Origin of the sequence: Metasolibacillus fluoroglycofenilyticus (assembly GCF_003049645.1) — a bacterium.
GTDB lineage: Bacteria > Bacillota > Bacilli > Bacillales_A > Planococcaceae > Metasolibacillus > Metasolibacillus fluoroglycofenilyticus.
On sequence record NZ_PYWK01000001.1, the window covers coordinates 445,540 to 466,152 of the forward strand.

7 protein-coding genes are annotated in these 20,613 nt (G+C 37.5%); all 7 read left to right on the forward strand.

Annotation, left to right across the window (positions count from 1 at the left end; translation table 11 throughout):
* Positions 1 to 391: 391 nt before the first annotated feature.
* The 7 genes from C9J36_RS01985 to C9J36_RS02020 all read left to right on the forward strand — a co-directional run bounded on the left by C9J36_RS01985 (position 392) and on the right by C9J36_RS02020 (position 20,386).
* Positions 392 to 1,297, forward strand: a complete 906-nt coding sequence (locus C9J36_RS01985; protein WP_107942082.1) for a helix-turn-helix domain-containing protein — start codon at positions 392 to 394, stop codon at positions 1,295 to 1,297.
* Between the two features lie 253 nt (positions 1,298 to 1,550).
* Positions 1,551 to 4,094 carry a tetratricopeptide repeat protein gene (locus C9J36_RS01990; protein ID WP_107942083.1) on the forward strand — a complete coding sequence of 848 codons (2,544 nt, stop codon included), beginning with the start codon at positions 1,551 to 1,553 and terminating at the stop codon, positions 4,092 to 4,094.
* A 996-nt stretch (positions 4,095 to 5,090) separates the two neighbouring features.
* Entirely contained in the window at positions 5,091 to 9,197 is a 4,107-nt protein-coding gene (locus C9J36_RS17630; protein ID WP_161956368.1) for a S8 family serine peptidase, read from the forward strand.
* 244 nt (positions 9,198 to 9,441) lie between these two features.
* Entirely contained in the window at positions 9,442 to 11,343 is a 1,902-nt protein-coding gene (locus C9J36_RS02005; RefSeq protein ID WP_161956369.1) for a S8 family peptidase, read from the forward strand.
* Positions 11,344 to 11,991: 648 nt separating this feature from the next.
* Positions 11,992 to 16,287 carry a S8 family serine peptidase gene (locus tag C9J36_RS02010; RefSeq protein WP_430010632.1) on the forward strand — a complete coding sequence of 1,432 codons (4,296 nt, stop codon included), beginning with the start codon at positions 11,992 to 11,994 and terminating at the stop codon, positions 16,285 to 16,287.
* Positions 16,288 to 16,415: 128 nt separating this feature from the next.
* Complete coding sequence (locus tag C9J36_RS02015; protein WP_107942088.1) at positions 16,416 to 17,324, forward strand: nuclease-related domain-containing protein; 909 nt, start codon at positions 16,416 to 16,418, stop codon at positions 17,322 to 17,324.
* Positions 17,325 to 17,584: 260 nt separating this feature from the next.
* Entirely contained in the window at positions 17,585 to 20,386 is a 2,802-nt protein-coding gene (locus C9J36_RS02020) for an S-layer homology domain-containing protein (protein ID WP_107942089.1), read from the forward strand.
* Positions 20,387 to 20,613: the final 227 nt, after the last annotated feature.

The window sequence follows — 20,613 nt, forward strand, 5'->3', positions numbered from 1 at the left end:
TATGTAAAAAGACCTTATAATAACTAGGTGATAATAAAACATAGCCCTATATTTTTTATTTATTACTATTCTAATAACGCCCCAACGATTGATAGCAGAATCGTTGGGGCGTTATAAATATTATTGCTAACACAATCTCATAACAAATACTCAAAAAATTAGGATATTCATAGCGATTAGCTTAATATGATTAACACGTTAAAACTATTTAATAAATGCTGGATAAAAATATTTTTAAATTCCTCCAATAACGTCCCAAATAGCTAAGAAAATTTGTAGCATAGTTATCGTTCCTCCTAAAAGTTTTTATACTTTTAATATATGGATAATTTTTGTATTATGATTTTATGTAAAGTATTGTTGACATAAATTATTGGAGGTATGATTTTAGGTGGATAGTGTTGGTCAAACAATAAGAAAAATAAGATTATCTAAAAAAATATCATCGGAAGCACTTTATGGAGGGCTTTTATCGCGACAAGCTCGAAGTAAGTTTGAAAAAGGAGAAAGCGATACTACAGTTAGTAAATTTTTCATGTTGCTGGATCGTTTAAATCTTTCTTTAGATGAGTTTTATGTAGCATTAACACAAAAGGAAAGTGTAGAATTTCATTTATTTAGTAATATAGCATTAACTTTTTATAAAAAAGACATAGACGGTTTGAAGCTATTGATAAAAAAGTTGAATAACGAACATGAGAGAACAAATAATATTAAGTACCAACATTATGAAATAATGGTGCAAAATATGCTTAATATATTAGAAGGTAAGCCACAGTCTATAGAGTTTGCGAAATTAAGTGATTACTTAGCGAATTGTGATTCTTGGGGGTATTATGAAATAATGCTTTTTTCTAACTCAATTGATTATTTTACAAAGGAGCTAATTAATATTGTTTTTAAGCGTGTAAAAAATACAATAGTTAAGTTCCAATTGTTAAGAAGGTATAGAAATGAGTATTCAATGCTGTTGCTAAATATTATTAATAAAGGATTACTTGATTTTGATTTCTCATTTGCTCTTAAGTATTTTGAAGAGTATGAGTTGCTGGCTGAACCTTTACAGAATGATATGTATTACCAGACCATGAGAAAATTTTTCTATGAGATTATTTGTGCATGTACAAATAAAGACCATTCTACTCATGAGTTAGAAAAAATTATAGAGTATTTAGGATATTTCAATATGAAAAATAAACAAAAGCAATGTATTGAGCTTTTAGAGAGGCTACACTTCCATGTAGAGAAAATTAATAATGAGAAAAGGGGCATTTTCTTTGAAGTCACTAAAAGCTAACATATTTTATAGCCTTCACGTACCTAATATGCAGTAATTCATAATAAATTTATCGCAAAGAAACCTTTAAAATATCTTTTTCAGAAGGCCCTATGCCGTTATATTTGCTTTGGATTTAGTGTCAAGTATTGTGGACATTTTATACAGAATAATAGGTAGATGGTAGCGTAGTATTAGAGATTCATATATAGAGTACATGTATGAACATAATGTAATTAATACGCAAAATTTCTTTTAAAATGGGGGCAATACATTGAGTAATTTAGCTATTTTTAAAGACGAAATCAAAGATTTGATAGATGATTATATGAATGCGATTGATTCAGCAATTAAAACGAAAATAGAAATATTTGAAGAAGGGCAGAAAAAAGTAGTAAAAAAGGTAATTTCTCAACCAGCAAATGAAGAAGATATAGTGGCGGAGGAAAATGCCTTAAATACTTCGTTGTTTTATGATGGAAAGCTAGTGTTGGATAAGGAATATACGATAAATATTACGTTTTATGGACTTGCTGATAAATATGCTGAGTTTATGCAAAACAGAAGGGATTATTCAATTATTCATTTTATAATACATACTATTTTTAAAGAAATTATCCCTAAGGAAAAGAAAGGGGTATTTGAGCGAGTTTTTAGGAGAATTGAGGAACTGAAGAAAGAAGATGTGCATATTCGATTGAATTACATAGCTGGCAGTTTTTTTAATGAAATAATATCTAATTTAGATATCATTGAAAAAGATGAAAAAAATGATAGTGTCCTGTTGATGAGGGACTTAGATAATATATCAACATTAAACTACGAAGGGGCAAAAGTCACTGCTAAATTAATCGTAATTTCTGAAAAGATTAAAGAAAAATATATTAATTTTATTGTTAAATTGCAAACACCAATTCCTTATTCTTCTTATCGAACTGCTCGAAAACTTTTGGAGCTTTCAGGGGACGGAATTTTTGTCATTGGAAATCATCGAATGATTTTTGGGCTAGGTAAGTTGAAAAATTTTAGTGAAGCAAATCGACAAAATGTAGAAGGGCAAATGTTGATTGTTGATTTTCTGAATTCGCTTAATTATAAAATCAGTTTCATTAATTTTATTTCAGAGGAGATTTCTACAACTGTTAAAGATACAGAGGCTATACGGTGGAGTTATGAGGAAAGCTTGATATTCGGATTTCAAAATAAAAACTTATTTTTGAGAGAGAGCGAGTTTCCAGAAAAAGAGCTCAAATTATCACTAAGTAGAACATTTCAAAAGTTCCTTGAAGAAGAAGGGAAGGAATACGGTATCGTTGTAGACAGTATGATTGATATCGTAAGGCTTGCTGCTAAGCAGAAGAAAGGAACAACAGTTGTTGTAACAAAGCCCGAAACGGCATTAAAGGAAATAAAAAGGCTGTCTGGTCAAGGGATTCAAATTCATAAAATCAATTTTTTGAATATAGATTCTGAAGAGGAAAAAGAGATATTGATTAATCGCTTAACAAGTATTGATGGAGCAATTTATTTAGATATATATGGTTCTTGTTATGCAGTAGGTATGATTTTAGATGGGCTCGCAGTCGAAGGAAAAGGAAATAGCTCAAGGGGAGCAAGGTATAATTCAGCTATACGTTATCAAAATTTAAAAAATGAAAGTGTTATAATCGTTATTTCAGAGGATGGCATGGTTGATATTATTGATAGGAAAAGCATGCTAGAAGATAATAAATATAAGCAACCGATTGAGAAAGTTGAAGAACTAGTTATTAAAGAGAACTGGATAACTTATCAAAATAAATCTCGCATTGACTATTTAGAAGGTAATTTTGATGCTGCACTGCAATCTATTAATAAAGCGATTGAATTAAATATAAATGATGCTTTTAGCTATAATTTGCGCGGAAGTATTTATACAGGTTTAAAAGATTATGGGGAGGCTATCGAAAATTATACTAAAGCAATTGAATTGGATAGAGAAAATGTAGATGCTTATAATAGCTTGGGAATTGTTTATAAAACGATAGGACATTATGAGCAAGCTTTAGAAAACTATACACGGGCAATTAAGTTAAATCCTCATTATAAATATGCGTATTTTAATAGGGGCCTTGTATATACTGAATTGAAAGAATATCGGAAAGCAATAGATGAGTATTTAGCAGCGATTGAAATAGATTCAAGGTATACAGGAGCATATAATAGCCTTGGTAATGCATATAAAAATATTGGTGAATACCAAAAAGCAATAGACGCATATACAGAGGCGATTACATTAAATCCTAAATATGCATTACCCTACAATGGACGAGGAAATGTTTATCGGGATTTAGAAAAATATGATAAGGCATTAGAGGATTATACAAAGGCAATTGAGTTAGATCCGAAATATGCAACTGCATATAATAATCGAGGGATTTTCTATAAAATAACAAAAGAATATGATAAAGCTATGAAAGACTATACTAAAGCAATTGAAGTAGACCCAAAATATGCAGCAGCTTATTATAATCGAGGAATTACTTATCGTGATATAGATAAATACGAAGAAGCTATAGAAGATTATACTAAAGCAATCGAATTAGATTCCAAATATATAATAGCCTATAATAATCGAGGAGCTGTTTATCAAGAAATAAAAAAATACGATAAGGCAATAGAGGATTATACAAAGGCAATTGAATTAAATCCGAAATATGCATTGGCTTATAAAAATCGAGGTACTACTTATAAAAGTCTAGGGAAACTTGAACAGGCAGAGGCTGATTTTGCAAAGGCTGCTGAATTAGACCCACGTTATAAGCAAAAAGAGTATTAATAATTTTGAAATGAACGAAAACTATTGATTTGGTGAAGAGAAGAATTTGTTTGAAAAATCACTTTGATACGACTCTTTTGTAACGATGATAGTGATAATTTATTGTGACTACTTCCGGAGCATGTTTTACTGTGCCGAAAGTGGAGCGACAGCTACAAGCAGTGAATAGTTAATATAGAAGTAGGGGCTGAAGTTGTCCGAAAAGTCTATTTTGTTTTGACACTGCATTGAAATAAATGTTTTCATCGCCTCCCTTTTATTGAAGGATAACGCTGCTAAAGCCAATGTTCATCACACTTTTTAAAGAGGCGTTCTCTGTTTATCCCGTATTAACAAATTTGTTTGCGACGAGTAATCGCAGGAGCAGGCTGTAATACCCCCCACTTCAAAACAGCAGATAAAAACAAGATGTTTAAGTGGGGGATCAAACAGCCTGTAAAAACTAAGAATGAGGCCAACACGATGTTGGTCACACAAGCGTTTTCGCAGGATGCGAAGATCCTAGCTTGTGTTCCTCTATCATCAATCAGTGGGGGGCTTTGCCCCCCACTGATTGAAGGTTCACTTTATATGAATCAACATTTTGTGAAACATCATCGCTACCGTCCAAAATGCCGGCTATGCACGGCTTTTTGGACAGCCCCAGCCCCTTCTCATATAATCGAACTCTACTTCTTCCACTTAATAAAAGGTTTAATCATTCAAAATGGAAGCGTTTTCCCATCCTCTCATTCCTTATAAATAGGTATTTAGGTATAAAGTATACAAATGGGAATAGTTTGAATTAACCAAATTGTTCGTTTTATCAGAAAAGTGATTGACGATTATTACATAGAATTATATCTTTATGAATATATTGTAAAAAACGTTTCATCTTAATTTGATAGATAATTATAAGATGAAATCTAGTTTATGAGGTTCCTTTTGGTGGAAGGGAACCTATTAATTTGTTGTTTACAATATGAAGCACTATTCATTTGTATGGGAGGAATGATTTTGGGGAACAAAGGGGTTTATCGTTTTTTTGCTATTTTTGTTGTATTTATTTTGTTTTTAAGTTTACTTTCGCCAATGAATGTGGCGGCGGATGAGTTGGACTCGAGCAACTCGGATGAAAGTGCTTTATTAGCGAATCAGGCAATTTTAGAGCAATTGCTGCTACGACAGGGGAAACCAAGATTACATGATGAGTTAAAGGGATTGAGCGGTAGTCAAAAGGTAGGGGTTATCGTTCATTTATCAGAAAATCCGGTGGCGCTAGAGCAAGGGATTGCAGAGTTACAAGGGAAGACTTTCTCGAATTCCGATGCGTCTGTAGCAAAGGAAATCGTTTTGACACAGCAAGAAGCTGTTGTGCAGGAAATGGTAGGGGAAAATATTTCTTTCACGCAAGGTTCTACGTATGATACGGTGTTGAACGGCTTTGCAGCAGAGGTGCGAGCAAGCGATTTGTCGAAGCTGTTAAGCATAGAAGGGATTACATTAGTTGAGCCGGATGTCGAAGTATATACGGCTGAGGTGCAAACGACTCAGGCAGATGGGCAAATTGATGCGCAGATGAATGTCACAAATGATTTCTTAGGTATTGGTCGTTTATGGGAGAAGGGCTATGAAGGGCAAGGAATTAAAGTTGCGGTACTAGATACAGGAATTGACGTTGACCATCCCGATTTGAAGCCGATTTATAAGGGTGGTAAAAACTTTATTCAACATAATCCAACTCTTTACAAAGTACCAAGGAATCAAAATGATGGCTCTGAAACAAAGCCTAGTGAGCGTCATCCAAGTGCGCGAGAGGTAAATGATAGAGGGAGTACATTTGCTACATCACATGGCACGCATGTAGCGGGTACAATTGCTGCAATCGGTGTGAATGAGCTAGGTGTTAAGGGTATCGCTCCGCAAGTCGACCTTTACTCTTACCGTGTGTTAGGGGCATACGGGAGTGGCGCAACGTCTGGTATTATTGCGGCAATTGAGTACGCAGTTAATGAAAGAATGGATGTTATTAACCTTTCATTAGGTGGCGGCTCCAATACAGAAATTGATGCAGGGTCATTTGCTATTAATAATGCCATGTTAGCAGGTGTTATATCAGTCATTGCGACTGGGAATGATGGTCCAGAGCGCGGCACAATGGGAACGCCAGCGACAGCACCACTTGGCATTGCGGTAGGGAACTCAACAAAGCCAGAATTACAAACAGAGGTATCTACAATTGTTACTGTCGGGAATCAAACATTTTCAGAGGATTTAACATTAATTACATTACCGCAAGGGGCTAATGTAGCTGAGCTGTTGAGCGGTGAATATGATTTAGTTAATATTCCGGGACTAGGGAAACCTGAAAACTTCGCAGGCATTGATGTTGAAGGAAAGATAGCACTTATTTCACGAGGTGAGATTAGCTTTATTGACAAAGTAGCAAATGCTAAGGCAGAAGGGGCAATTGGGGCAATTATTTATAATAATGCAACGGGGCCTTTAACAAATGCCTTTCAAGGGGAATCACCAATTTTTATCCCAGCATTTGGGATGTCATTAGAGAAAGGGCAGGCAATTAAGCAAGCGTTAGTAACCGGAGCTGGAAAAGTGAGTTTTAATATTCACACGTATATTTCTTATGATCAAATTAATGATTCTAGCTCGCGTGGTCCATCTGTACCTAACTTTGATATTAAGCCAGATGTAGTAGCGCCGGGTACTAATATTTTATCGACAGTTCCAACCTATGATTTACTAACAGGTGAGCCGTTAGCTGCCAATCAAATATTCGGACAGAAAACGGGTACGTCCATGGCAACACCTCATATTGCTGGAATTGCTGCATTAATGAAACAGGCCAATCCAACTTGGTCGCCATTTGATATTAAAGTCGCACTCTCAAATACAGCAAAGGTTTTAGATGGCTATGATGTGTTTGAGCAAGGGGCTGGACGCGTCAATGCCTACGATGCGGCTTTCCCAAGTGCGCTAGCATACGTGCAGGATGAGGCTTTACGTGACCAAACAAATGAAATCGTTCCGAATATTAAAGGAACAGTTACATTTGGTCCACAACCTATTAAAGAGCAAAATATTTTAGTGCAAAGGCAAATTGTTGTAAAGGATATGAAGGGGTTAGGCGGCCGTTACCAAGTGACGATTAATACTTTAAAGGGCTTTGGCGATGCTGTTGTGTCTGTGGATAAGCCGTCGATTGTATTAGCACCGAATGGTCAAGAAACAATAACGGTGACATTACAGGCTTCTAAAAACGATAATGCCCAGTTTGGTGATGAAATGTTCGGCTATATTTATATTACACCAACAGAGCCTGCGCTAACGACTTCATCGTTATTAGTGAATCAAGCTACACTTACTGTGAGACAAGGGGAACAGGCGCAATTAAATGTTTTTGAAAAAACAACGCAAACACATGGCTATTATACAGAAATTTCTTTGCCATTTGCTGCGGACTTTAGCGTTATAACAGATATTAAGGATTTTAGTATTTCTGCTAATGATTTATCATTTGCGACATCGGACGATACGGCTACAGTGTCCTTTGAAATTACACGACCTGTAGACGAGGCATTGATTTATTTACGCAACCTTGAAAATCTTAGTGCTTCAGCCCCATTTGCAACAGGTGCAATTGGCTATGTAGCGTATTTAGAAAACTTACAAGCCGGACGACATTCGAGAAATATCGGACCAGAATATGCTGATTGGGAAAACAATATAGGTATTGTGCCGGAAGGGGTATATTCTGTCGACTTTATTGGATGGCCAGCATCTGGTGGTGAAATTCGCTCGTGGACAGGCGATGCTGTCATTGTAAAACGGACAGCTCCAACCGTAAATGCTACAGTTACGAGTAGTGATACAGGTGGTGTTGTGTTAAGTGGTCAGGTTACTGATAAATATATTGATTATAATAAGACGTTGAAAGATTATGGTCTTGACTATAAATTAAATAGTAAATTAAAAGCGGAATATGCAGTGAACGATAATACACCTGTTGCATTTATATTGAATGAAGATGGTTCATTTTCTTTAGGAATCCAAGGTGTAAGCACAACAGCCGATACGGTAAAAGTAATTGTAACAGATGCTGTAGGTAATAAAAGTGAGGGTGTAGCTCCGAAGGTGGGTGCGTTCGAAATCCCTGCAAGAGAGCCTGAATTAAATGCTGCAGAACAGATTGTGTCGCGAGCTCATGCAAAGTATATTCAAGCAAGCTTGACACCATATATTGCAAAAGCTCCTACGAATGACCGCGTTACTGATGTAACGAAAGAAGCTACTTACTCTGTAGCAAATAGCAATATGGTAGAGGTGAAAAATGGTCTAGTATATGGCAAATCGCTAGGAACAACAACAATTACTGTCAGCTATAATGGGCAAACTGTCGAGATTCCTGTAACAGTAATACCTAACAATAGCTCAGGTGGTTGGTATCCAGGAGGCGGAGGTGGAGCACCAGAAGCTCAGCCTGAGGAAGGAAAGTCTGAATCCGAAGAGCCTCAAATAGAAATACCACAGCCAGAGGAGCAAGAAAACAAATCACCGTTCATCCCAGTAGATTTACCAGCGAATCATTGGGCAGCAGGCTATATCCAGCAAATGATTGAGCGCGGTTTACTAAGAGGTAATGAAAACGGCGAAGTGAAGCCGAATGCCAATGTGACACGCGCCCAATTTGCATCAGTTATAGCGCGTGCGCTAGGTTTAACTGCAGATGGGGATGCGCCATTTAGCGATATAGGTAACTATGCAGCCGAAACGCAGGAGGAAATCGCCGCGATATTTGAGGCAGGTATTGCAAGAGGTACAGATGGTAAATATATGCCTTCAGGTGAAATAACACGTGCGCAGCTAGCACTAATGCTTTATCGTGCCTATGAGCATGCGACAGGCGAAAAATATGTACCTAAAGGTCAAGCAACATTTACGGATTTAGGTAAATATAATGAAGAAACAATGGCAGCGATTGCGATGCTACAAGAGCTAAACATTGCGGCAGGTGACAAAGGGAAATTCATGCCGACAGCACCAGCAACACGTGCACATGCAGCAAAAATGGTAATCAACTTCTTAGAAATTGTTGAAAATCGTTAGTTTAAAATTAATTAAGACGCGTGAAATCGAGGCGATTGCTTTGATTTCATGCGTCTTATTTTTATCATAAATTTGTTTAAAGATAGTAAATTTGACCTGTATTAATTTTATAGTATAATTTCACTATAAAACACTAAGAAATTAGCGATGAGAAGTTGGTAGAATCATTGGCAATATGCTTATTAATTATATCAACAAGGACAAAAACTCTGTTATGAAAAATAATGAAAAGGTGGAAAGCTTTATGAGAAGGCTGTTGTCTTTAAGTTTTGTATTTGTTTTGTGCATAATCATGCAGCCACATGCTTTTGCGAATTTGCAAAAAGAGGTAATTGTGCAATATAAATCGGAGGAAGGTAAGAAAATTGCTATACAGCATGCAAGTGAAGTTATAGAGGAGTTTAAAAACTTGCCTTTTATTGTCGTTCGATTAGAAGCAGAACCGTATGCTAAACTTGCAAGCCATTCGCAAATTCGTTTATTTGAGGATAATCAGTCTATACAGCTGAACGAACAAGCGCAGCTTATGACAGGAGCTTCATTAGCTGAGGTTCAGCATTGGAATTTAGATGCAATGAATGTTCATGATGCATGGGTAAATGGCTATACAGGTAAAGGCGTTAAGGTGGCTGTACTCGATTCGGGAATTGCAAGCCACCCTGATTTAAAAATCGCAGGTGCTATTTCTTTTATTGGAGATACATATGATGATGTGCACGGACATGGTACACATGTAGCTGGTATTATTGCAGCACAGCATAATGGATTCGGGATTGCTGGGATTGCGCCCAATGTAGAATTATATGCCGTGAAGGTGATTGAAAACGATGGGATGGGTCGTGCACTAACCGTTATAAAGGGAATAGACTGGGCGATTGACAACAACATCCATATCATTAATTTGAGTTTTGGAGGCTTGGAGTACAGCGAGGTGCTGTATGAGGCTGTGAAAAGTGCGGCAGAGAGTGGGGTGCTTATTGTAGCTGCTAGTGGGAATGAGGGGACTGCTAATGGCACTGGCGCCACAATCAATTACCCTGCGCGTCATGATGAAGTAATAGCTGTTGCGTCAGTAAATCGCCAATTAATTCGTTCCCCATATAGCGGGACAGGCATTGAGAATGATTTTGCAGCACCGGGAGAGGATATTTATAGCACCTTTTTGAATAATCAATACGCTACATATGAAGGAACCTCATTGGCAGCACCGCATATTACAGGTTTGTTAGCTTTATTAATTGAGCAGTATCCAGAATTAACGGCAAAAGAACTGCGTGAAGGACTACATCTAATGGCAGAGGATTTGGGTTCACCGGGTCATGATGAATGGTATGGTCATGGCTTCCCAAAGTATCGAAGCTTGGAAGCTCTTGCGCTACAAAATGAGCAGAATAAAACTGAGCGATTACTTATTGAGCAGATTGAGCCATTATTAGCTGAATTCATCATAAAGCCAACAGAGGGTACTTACGTTCAGTTGAACAAGCTCGTCGGTGAAATGAAGTCAGGAGATAAAAAAGCTTTTCTGCAAAAGAAATTTGATGAGGCTTTAGCTCAACATCTAGAAAATGCAACAAAAGAAGTAGATAAATTTATTTATAATCAAACAGCGCATACCTATAGTAGGGCGAGCAAAGCCTTAAAAAATATACAGGGAATTGCTGGTAGCGAGCAGCTGGAGGAGCGTCTAGAGAAGGCATTGCAACAGTTTGCGACACCTGCTGTTGCACAATTAGAACGTTTTTTGAAAAAACCTACAAAACAAAATTTTAAGAATGCGCAAGCTGCTATTAATATGGTACCTGTGTCAACTGTCAAAACTGACTTGCTTAATAAGCTAAATAGTAAAGTGCAAACGCTTAACCAATTAGCTGAAACAAATGTCTCGGCATATGCAAAGACATCAACACTGAAAAATTACAATGCTGCATTGAAGGCTATTGATGAAGTACATGATGAGACGCGAAGCGCGCAATTATCTAAACGCGTACAAGTTATTTTAAATAATCAGCTAGAAAAGGCTAAAATCCGTGTAACCAATTACGAAAAGAAAAAGACAAAGAGCAATCGAGATTTAGCAATGAAAATAGTACAGGAGTTGCCAAATAATGAAACTAAAAATACCTTATTACGCAGGTTGAAATAGTTTGAGGCAGCGGCTAAATATTTCGTTAGAAACCATAGTTTCCCTTGAGAATTAGTTGAAGAAGAATAATCAATGCCGACAGTATGAGTAACAAACGAGTTCGTTTTAAATTAAATAAGGAGCATGAAATCGAAAAAATGATTTGATTTCATGCGTTTTTATTTGGGGGAACATTCTTTAGATAAATTGCGAATAATTATGATGCTTCTTATCCTTTCATATTTTTTGGGTAACCTCTTACAACATTTATTTCCTCCTTAGCTAAATCAAATACTCTACTTCTAACTAATTTTCCGAAATTATGATAGGAATCTATGAAGTATTTTGAAATATTTTTCACATAGAATAATATTTTTGAGCATATATTGTCATAGTATCCTGTTTGAATAGACAAGCATCATTGTGACAGAGTGGCTGTTTGTTGGCGGGATTAGAGTTAATAATTGATTTGCGCATTCATAGGTAGCAAGCTTTGCACGATTAGTGAAGATTCATAATCTGTAAAGGTAGGAGTCTATGCAGATTGGGCATTCACTTTATTAACTCGCTTTTTGTAGTATGGGGTTCAAATTAAATTATTTGAGGGAGGAATTGTTGTTGAGGAACAAAGGGACCAAAAAATTATTTGCTATTTTCGTAGCATTTATCATGATCCTCAGTATGCTTTCGCCAATGCAAGTATCGGCGAATGATGATTTTAGCGAACTAAAATTGTCAAATGATGAAGCCACATTACTAACAAAAGCAGCAATAGTCGAACAACTAAATATTTCTAATGGACCAGCAGTACTGCATCCTGATTTGCAGGATTTATCTGGGAATAGTCCAGTTGCAGTCATTGTGCATTTATCTGAGAAACCTGTCGCTCTAGAAAAAGGAATTCGAGATTTAGAAGGAAGAAGCTTTAGTGCAGCAGAAGCACAAAAAGTGGAACAAACTGTACAAATGCAACAAGCAGAAGTGCTTCAAGAAATAAAGAAGGAAAATGTTTCCTTTGAGCAAGGCTATACATTTAATACAGTATTAAATGGCTTTGCAGCACAAATAAAAGCTAGTGATTTAGAAAAATTGCTAGAAATAGAAGGAGTTACGCTGATTGAACCAGATGCTGAAGTATATGCTTATGAAGAAGCTTCGGCTGCTGGTCAAGTAGAGGCATATATGAATACGAGTAATTCGTTTTTAGGCATTGAGCAACTTTGGGCAAGAGGTATAGAGGGACAAGGTGTTAAAGTTGCTGTTTTAGATACGGGCATTGATACAACACACCCAGAGTTTGCGGGCATTTATAAAGGTGGTAAAAACTTTATCCTGCATGATCCGAATATGTATAAACTCCCACGTGATGACAATGATGGCTCTGAAACGAAACCATTTGAACGACCTGACCATCAACCGCTTGTAAATGCGCGCGGAAGCTCATATGCGACGTCACATGGTACGCATGTAGCGGGAACAATCGCGGCAATAGGTGCCAATCAATATGGTATTAAAGGGATTGCTCCCAAAGTCGATTTATATTCTTATCGTGTGCTAGGAGCCTATGGAAGCGGGGCAACATCAGGCATAGTGGCAGCGATTGAATATGCTGTTGAACAGGAGATAGATGTTATTAATCTATCTTTAGGTGGTGGCTCGAATTCAGAAAATGATGCAAGCTCATTTGCTATTAATAACGCGGCATTGGCTGGAGTAATTGCGGTAATCGCAACGGGGAATGATGGACCTGGGCGAGGTACTATGGGAACACCAGCAACATCACCACTAGGGATTGCTGTCGGAAACTCAACGAATCCTGAAACAGCCTATCATGCAGTAACGACTGTATCAGCAGGAAGTTTTGAATGGTCGCAACAGCTTAATTTAATGGCAACAACATTTGGGGAAGATTTAGCGCAGCAGTTAAGTGGCGAGTTTGAATTAGTCGCTGTACCGGGTATAGGGACGGCTGCTAATTATACGGGTATTGATGTGAATGGAAAAATTGCACTTATTTCACGAGGAGATATACCCTTTGTGGAGAAGATAGAGCATGCAAAAAATGCTGGAGCAGTCGGGGCGATTATTCATAACTTTGCAGGTGGTACGAATGCGCCAGGACCTTCTGAAACATTTTTAGGAGATTCTTTTGATTTTATTCCAACATTTGATATGTCGGTAACGGATGGGGAAGCTTTACGAAGTGCGTTAGCTTCTGCGACAGTAGGAACAATTAGCTTTAATGAGTACGGCTCTGTGTCATCTATTGGAGATGAAATAAACGATTCAAGCTCTCGCGGACCGTCTACGCCAAACTTTGATATTAAGCCGGATGTAGTAGCACCAGGGACAAATATTATGTCAACAGTGCCTACTTATAAAACAAATACTGCTGCTGGAGAGGCAATCAATCCAGCGCAAGCATACGACCGTAAAACAGGTACATCAATGGCTACTCCGCATATTGCAGGAATTGCAGCATTAATAAAGCAGGCAAATCCGAGCTGGACACCATTTGATGTGAAAGTAGCGTTAGCAAATACTGCTGATATTTTAGATACATCGAAATATGATGTATTTGACCAAGGAGCGGGACGCGTTAATGCCTACGAGGCAGCATTTCCAAGTGCTCTTGCCTACGTGCAAGACACAGCGAAACGTGATGCAAGCGGTGCAATCGTAGCGCATGAAAAAGGTTCTGTGACATTTGGACCCCAGCCGATTAAAGAACAAAATATTTCAATAACAAAAGAAATAACCGTGCAAGACATTGGCGGTATAGGTGGTAATTATAGCGTTTCTGTTGATATGCTACAAGGCTTTGGTGATGCTACGGTAACGGTTGACAAATCCTCCTTTACTTTAAACGGTGAGGAACTTTTGACTGTCACATTAACAGCCTCACGCAACACGGCAGCAAAATTAGGGGATGAAATTTTTGGCTATATCCATCTCACACCATCTCAAACGGTAACTACAGAAACTCAAATTTTCGTAGATAGAGCTGAATTAAACATGACGGAGGAAGAGGCGATTCAGTTAAATGTTGTTGAGAAAACGACAACAACGCCTGTGACGCATACAACGATTTCGTTACCTTTCGCTGCAGATTTTGGTGGAGAAGCACCAACAACTATTGAAAATATGGCGATTACGGAAACAGATTTATCGTTTAATGATGATGGTATTAATGACAGCGCTGAGTTGACCTTTACATTAACAGGCGATGTTGCCACAAACTATATTGAGCTTTGGGATTTAGAGGATCCAGAGGGTGGTGAGTATGATGACGGGTATATCGGCTATTTACATGCAAGTACCTCACTTGGAGCAGGCTCATGGCGCTTAGAGATAGATGGTTACTATACACCGTGGGGTAGCACAGGCGCTGAGCTTATTCCAGATGGAGTTTATACAATTGATTTCACTGCTCTAACGCCAACGGGGGTAATCGGAGATTATGTGGGACCTGTCTTTGTCAAATCGACAGCCGCTGCATTGAAGAATATAAATATTACATCTGATTCAGTAACATCGGGTGATACGGCGACGGTTACATCAAGTGATACTGTAAATATTGCAGTAGATGCCCAAATAGATGACAAATATGTTGATTATAAAGCATTATTAGCATCTTACGGTTTAAGCTACGATATTAATAGTAAATTAATTGTATTGTATGCTGTCACACGTGATGATGAAATTATTGAAGACGACTTCATTACTTTACAGCAGGATGGAACATTTGCATTTAATGTAGGAGAGCAATTAAATGAAGCAACAGATTCTATAACGATTATTATTTTAGATGCTGCTGGCAATATAAGCGAGCACACGATTTTCGGAGAAGAAGTTTCAATTATTACATCACAAAATATAATCAATAAACTTGATGCTGCGACATTATCGGATGGATTGGATATTTCAAATAATGTGGATGAAGAAGATTTCACAAAGGCAGCCTCAAATAAGCTAACATTTGTTTCATCTGTACCTGTTAAACAGTCATCTGCACCAATAAATGCAACTACAAAAGCTGATGGTCCACCTAGACCAACAACATTTGAGTCAAACACGGTTGTAGATGTAACGAAGTTGGCGACATATATGGTTGCTGATAATAGTATTGTGGAAGTAACGGAAGGCTTAGTAACAGCGAAAAAATCCGGCACAACAACAATTACAGTGAATTACGGCAAAAATACAGTGGTGATTCCTGTCACGGTAAATCCAGGTAAAACAAACCCTGAGCCAAATCCAAATCCAAAACCAAATCCAGGTGGTGGGACTGGTGGTGGAGGCTCTGGTGGAGGAGGTAGCACTGGTGGTGGCGGTGCAACAACACCAGAAGCGAAACCAGAAGCTGAAAAGCCTGAAATAACACAGCCAGAGGAGCAAGAAAAACCAGCTCCATCGTTTGTGCCAACAGACTTACCAGCAAACCACTGGGCAGCAAGCTATATCCAACAAATGATTAACAAAGGTCTTTTAAAAGGAAATGAAAACGGTGAAGTGAAGCCAGATGCCAACGTAACACGAGCACAATTCGCATCCATTTTAGCACGAGCATTAGATTTAAAAGCGAGTGAGAATGCACCATTCAGCGATATTGGCAAATATGCAGAGGCAACACAGGCTGAAATTGCCGCAATTTTTGAAGCAGGTATTGCAAAAGGAACAGATGGTAAATACAATCCATCAGGTGACGTGACGCGTGCACAGCTTGCATTAATGCTATATCGTGCTTATGAATATGTAACTGGTGAGAAGTATGTGCCAAAAGGTCAGCCATCATTTACTGACTTAGGCAAGTACAATGAAGAAACAATTACAGCGATTGCAATGCTTGAAGAACTAGGTATTGCATCAGGTGACCAAGGGAAGTTCAAGCCAACAGCACCAGCAACACGTGCGCACACGGCAAAAATGGTCATTAATTTCTTGGAAGTAATTGACGGTTTATAGTAAAACAAAGAGGCTGCTCAGATTTTTGAGCAGTCTTTTATTTTAGTTAATATTACGAAATTTTTACTTTAAATGATTGCAAACAAGCAGGACGATACAATAAAATGACTGTAAAAGGGAGGGTTTGAATGGTTATTTTACCTCGAGAGGAATCCGTAAAAGAATATTTATTGCAAGCTGCCATTCGTCGAGGGTTCCCGGGATTAAAAGATGAATTAATTCGAGTGCAACAGGGGCTAGCCGGAGAGCGATATGTCGACCGTAGCTGGCATGATATGCAATTAGATGAGAAGTATTTTTTACTTCATAATTTCAGCACAGCTACGCATCAAATGGATACGCTATTTCTTTGCGAAAAGTTTATTCTTATCGTTGAAATTAAAAATATTGCGGGGCGTATTGATTTTAATGAAAAGTGCCATCAGTTTACTCGAACTCTTGAAAACGGAACTCTCCAGGGCTTTAGAAATCCACTTGATCAAGTACGCCGTCATCAACGCTTCCTACGACAGCTATTCCCCATTTTGCCTGTCATCTATGTAATTGTGCTAGCCCACCCGAAAACAATTATTGGTCAAATACCCCCAAATGAACCAATCATTCATTGTAGCGGTTTGGAATTCTATGTTCGAAAGCTTCTAATGATGTACAAACCACAATTATCAAAAGAACAACTCCAACAACTTAAATATGAGTTACTTCAAATGCATACGATTTCCACACCAAAATTAAATATTGATAAAACAAAAATACACACAGGCGTTCTATGTGGAAATTGTAATAATAATCACAAAATGTTATTTCAATACGGGCAATTCATCTGCCTTAAATGTAAAACAAAGGATGGAGGTGCGCTATTACTGCAAGCAATGGAAGATTACAAGTTGCTAATTAATAGTTGGATTACAAATAGGGAATTTCGTAATTTTACTGGAGTCACTTCAGTCTATGCTGCAAGCCGTCTATTAAAAAAGCTAAACTTTCCACACGAAGGAGATAAAAAAGGAAGGAAATACTTGATTTCTGTAAAAAAATAGAGCGAGAACTGAGGCAAGGGGCAAATATATTCGAGGAGTTGCAAATAAATCGGGAGAAGTCGCAAATATATTCGAAAAGTCGCAAATAACCCGGGGCAAATCGCAAATATTCAAATAAATCATTTTTAATGTAACTTCCTCCAAAAATATGCGTCTAATTTTATGTAAAAAATTATGCTAGACACCAAAAGAGCAAAAAAAAATGTTAAAATAACAAATAGGTTGTAATTTTAGCATTTCTATTAAAGGAGGAAGAATAAATGAAAAAATCATATAAAAAAATGCTAGCTTCTACGGCAGCAATAGCGTTAGTAGCTTCGGCGGTAGCGCCAGTTGCAAGTGCGGCATCTTTTAAAGATTTGAATGGTCATATGTATGAGAATGAAATTTTAGCATTAGTAGATGCGGGGATTATTAATGGCTATCCAGATGGAACGTTTCTTCCAAACAATTCATTAACGCGTTCAGATGTTGTAAAGCTATTAGGAAAATATTTAGTGTCATTAGGGCATGAGGTTCCAAGTGATTACAAAACGAAAATGCGTTTTACAGATTTAACAGCTCAATCTCAGGACGAGCTCTTACAATATGCGGCACTTGTTAAAGATGTAGGGGTGTTCCAAGGTAGCGCTGGTCAGTTAATGCACCGCGATGAAATGCGTCGTGACCAAATGGCAACGGTGCTTGTGCGCGCATTTAATGTTATCAATGACTTTGATTATGTAGCGCATGTGAAGGAACAGGGCTTTACAAGCACAATTTCTGACTTAAATCGAACAACAGTTGAACACCAAACAAATATTGCGGTACTCGATTATTATGACATGGTAAAAGGTGCTTCATTTAACCCGAAAGATATGACGAAGCGTGGGCAGTTTGCTTATTTCCTATACCATATGTTAAATGTTGAAACGAAGCCTGTTTTAACAGTTAAAAAAATAGAAGTGCAAGCAGCGGACAAGCTTTCAGTGACGTTGTCAGATGACAAAGCATATACAGTAACGCTGTCAAAGCCGTTAGTTGAAAATGTGGAAACAGATGTAACATTCACAATTGATAAAGTAGAGTATTCTGCAAAAGTAAAATATGAAGTGCCAGACTTAAAGGTAACTGCGGTTTCAAATCCGAATAGTGCGCAAATTAAAATTGACTTTAACCAACCAGTGGCACTTGCTAACGTATTAAATGAAGCAGATGTAAATAAAATTGTTAAAGTAGCGGGAATCGCAACACCAGGTAAAGTAGATTTACTAAAAGGTGAGCTAAGCGCTGATAAAAAATCTTTAACAGTAACGATTAAAGGATTAAAGCCTTTAGCAGAAGGGCGCTATAATGTTGTTGTAGAAGGTGTAAAAACGGAAAAAGGCTTAACGTTGATTAAATATGATGAAGTGCCAACATTCGTCGCAGACAAAGCAGCGCCGGATATTGCTTCTGTTGAAAATGCAAGTGCCACACGAATAAAGGTAAAGTTTACAGAGCCTGTAGTAAACACTTCTGGAACAACGCAATTTACATTACCGAACGGTTCGATTATTTCGAATGTAACGGGGGTATTAGAAAGAAATGCAACAGAGGTAACATATGACTTTACAAATGCATCAGTGAATGGAGTAGCTTTATCGCCAGGAACTACTGTCAATATTACGTTCGGTGCATTAGTGGATATTTCAAATAATGTTGCACCTGCAAATACCATTAAAACGTCAGCTACAATCGGTGTCCGTGATGGTGTTGCCCCAACATTATTAAATATTGAGCAAGTTGGAGCACGTAAATTTAAGCTGATTTTCTCAGAGGAAATTCGTGATTTGACGCGTTCAGACATTACGGTAACACAAAACTCACAAACTTTAGGTGTTATTAATGTAGAAAAAGATAAAAATGAACCGAAGGCGTATGTCATTGAAACAGCACAGGAATTAAATGGGTATGCAACAGTAGCGAACGCATCAGGTCGCTACATCACAGACCTATCAGGTGAAGTAAATACATTTTATATGTACTTTAATTTCGTCAGAGATACAACGGTGCCGAACTATGTATCAACAAAGGTTGTCAAAGAAAATAATGAGGAATATTTAGAAGTTTTATTTGACCGCAATATTAACTTGGCGCCTAACCCAAATATAGCCTTTACAGGGTGGTACTCACAATCAAATGGTCAACAAGGACAACTGAATGTTTCTGCAATCCCACAAAAAGTAGCAGCGAACGATAAAGCGCTACGTGTTAAGCTACGTGACTTATTAGGCGTTGGTACAGACTTTGCAGGTGCAAAATATGTTGGGCAATTGCATTTAACAGGTGTAATTAGCGAATATGGGTACGCTGTCGCAACTGCACCACAGCAAATTAATTTTGACCGTTTAGGTGATTTAGGTAGTGTTACAGGTAGAGTAATTGTTGAAAGAGTAGAATCGGTTCCTACAACTGAAGGCAGCAGATACCAAAACATTCGTGTAACATACTCACATGCTGTTGATTTTGCTTCAGCAGCAGATTTTACAAATTATTTTGTAGAAGGGGCACAGGTAGTGAGTGCTTTACCGACACAAGGTGGACTGGCTAACCGTCAAATTGATTTACGTGTCACAGTAAACGATACAGCACAATTAGATCAATTCTTAACAAATGTAACAATTAATAATGTTTATGCAACTGGTCGTAATGTATTAGTAGATCCTTATTATAATGTGCCATTAGTGTTGCGTGAAAATATTAAACCATATGTAACAGATGGAATTAATGTATCCATCAATCCACAAAAAGTTGGGGAAAGAATCAGCCTCACATTCTCAGAGCCTGTGCGTACTACATCTACTCTCCCATTCTCTGTGAAAATTGGTAATACAGACATAGCAACAGGTGTTAATTATAGTAGTGATAATAGAGTATTAAATATTGTTCTATCACGTACGATTCAACAAGGTGAAGTAGTAACAGTTGAATTAAATCCAAATGTAACAATTACAGATGCAGCAGATAACGTACTTGATTTTAGAAAAACTGTCTTCTCATTTGATGGAAACACGCAGCGATATACGTACGGACAACAATAAAAAAGCTATTATTACTATAAAGTAACGAAACTGTAATAAAAGTTCGATGCATTTTAATATAAAATGTAAGATGGTGTAGCTTGCTACACCATCTTTTAAATTTCTTCTGCCTTTATAGGCGGTGAGGTGGAGGCTTTATCGATGCGTGGTTTGATGGGGAAATCTAGAATAAAGCTAGTCGAGGCGTGATGGATGTTCGTCATGTATAATAAAAAAGTTAAAGCAAA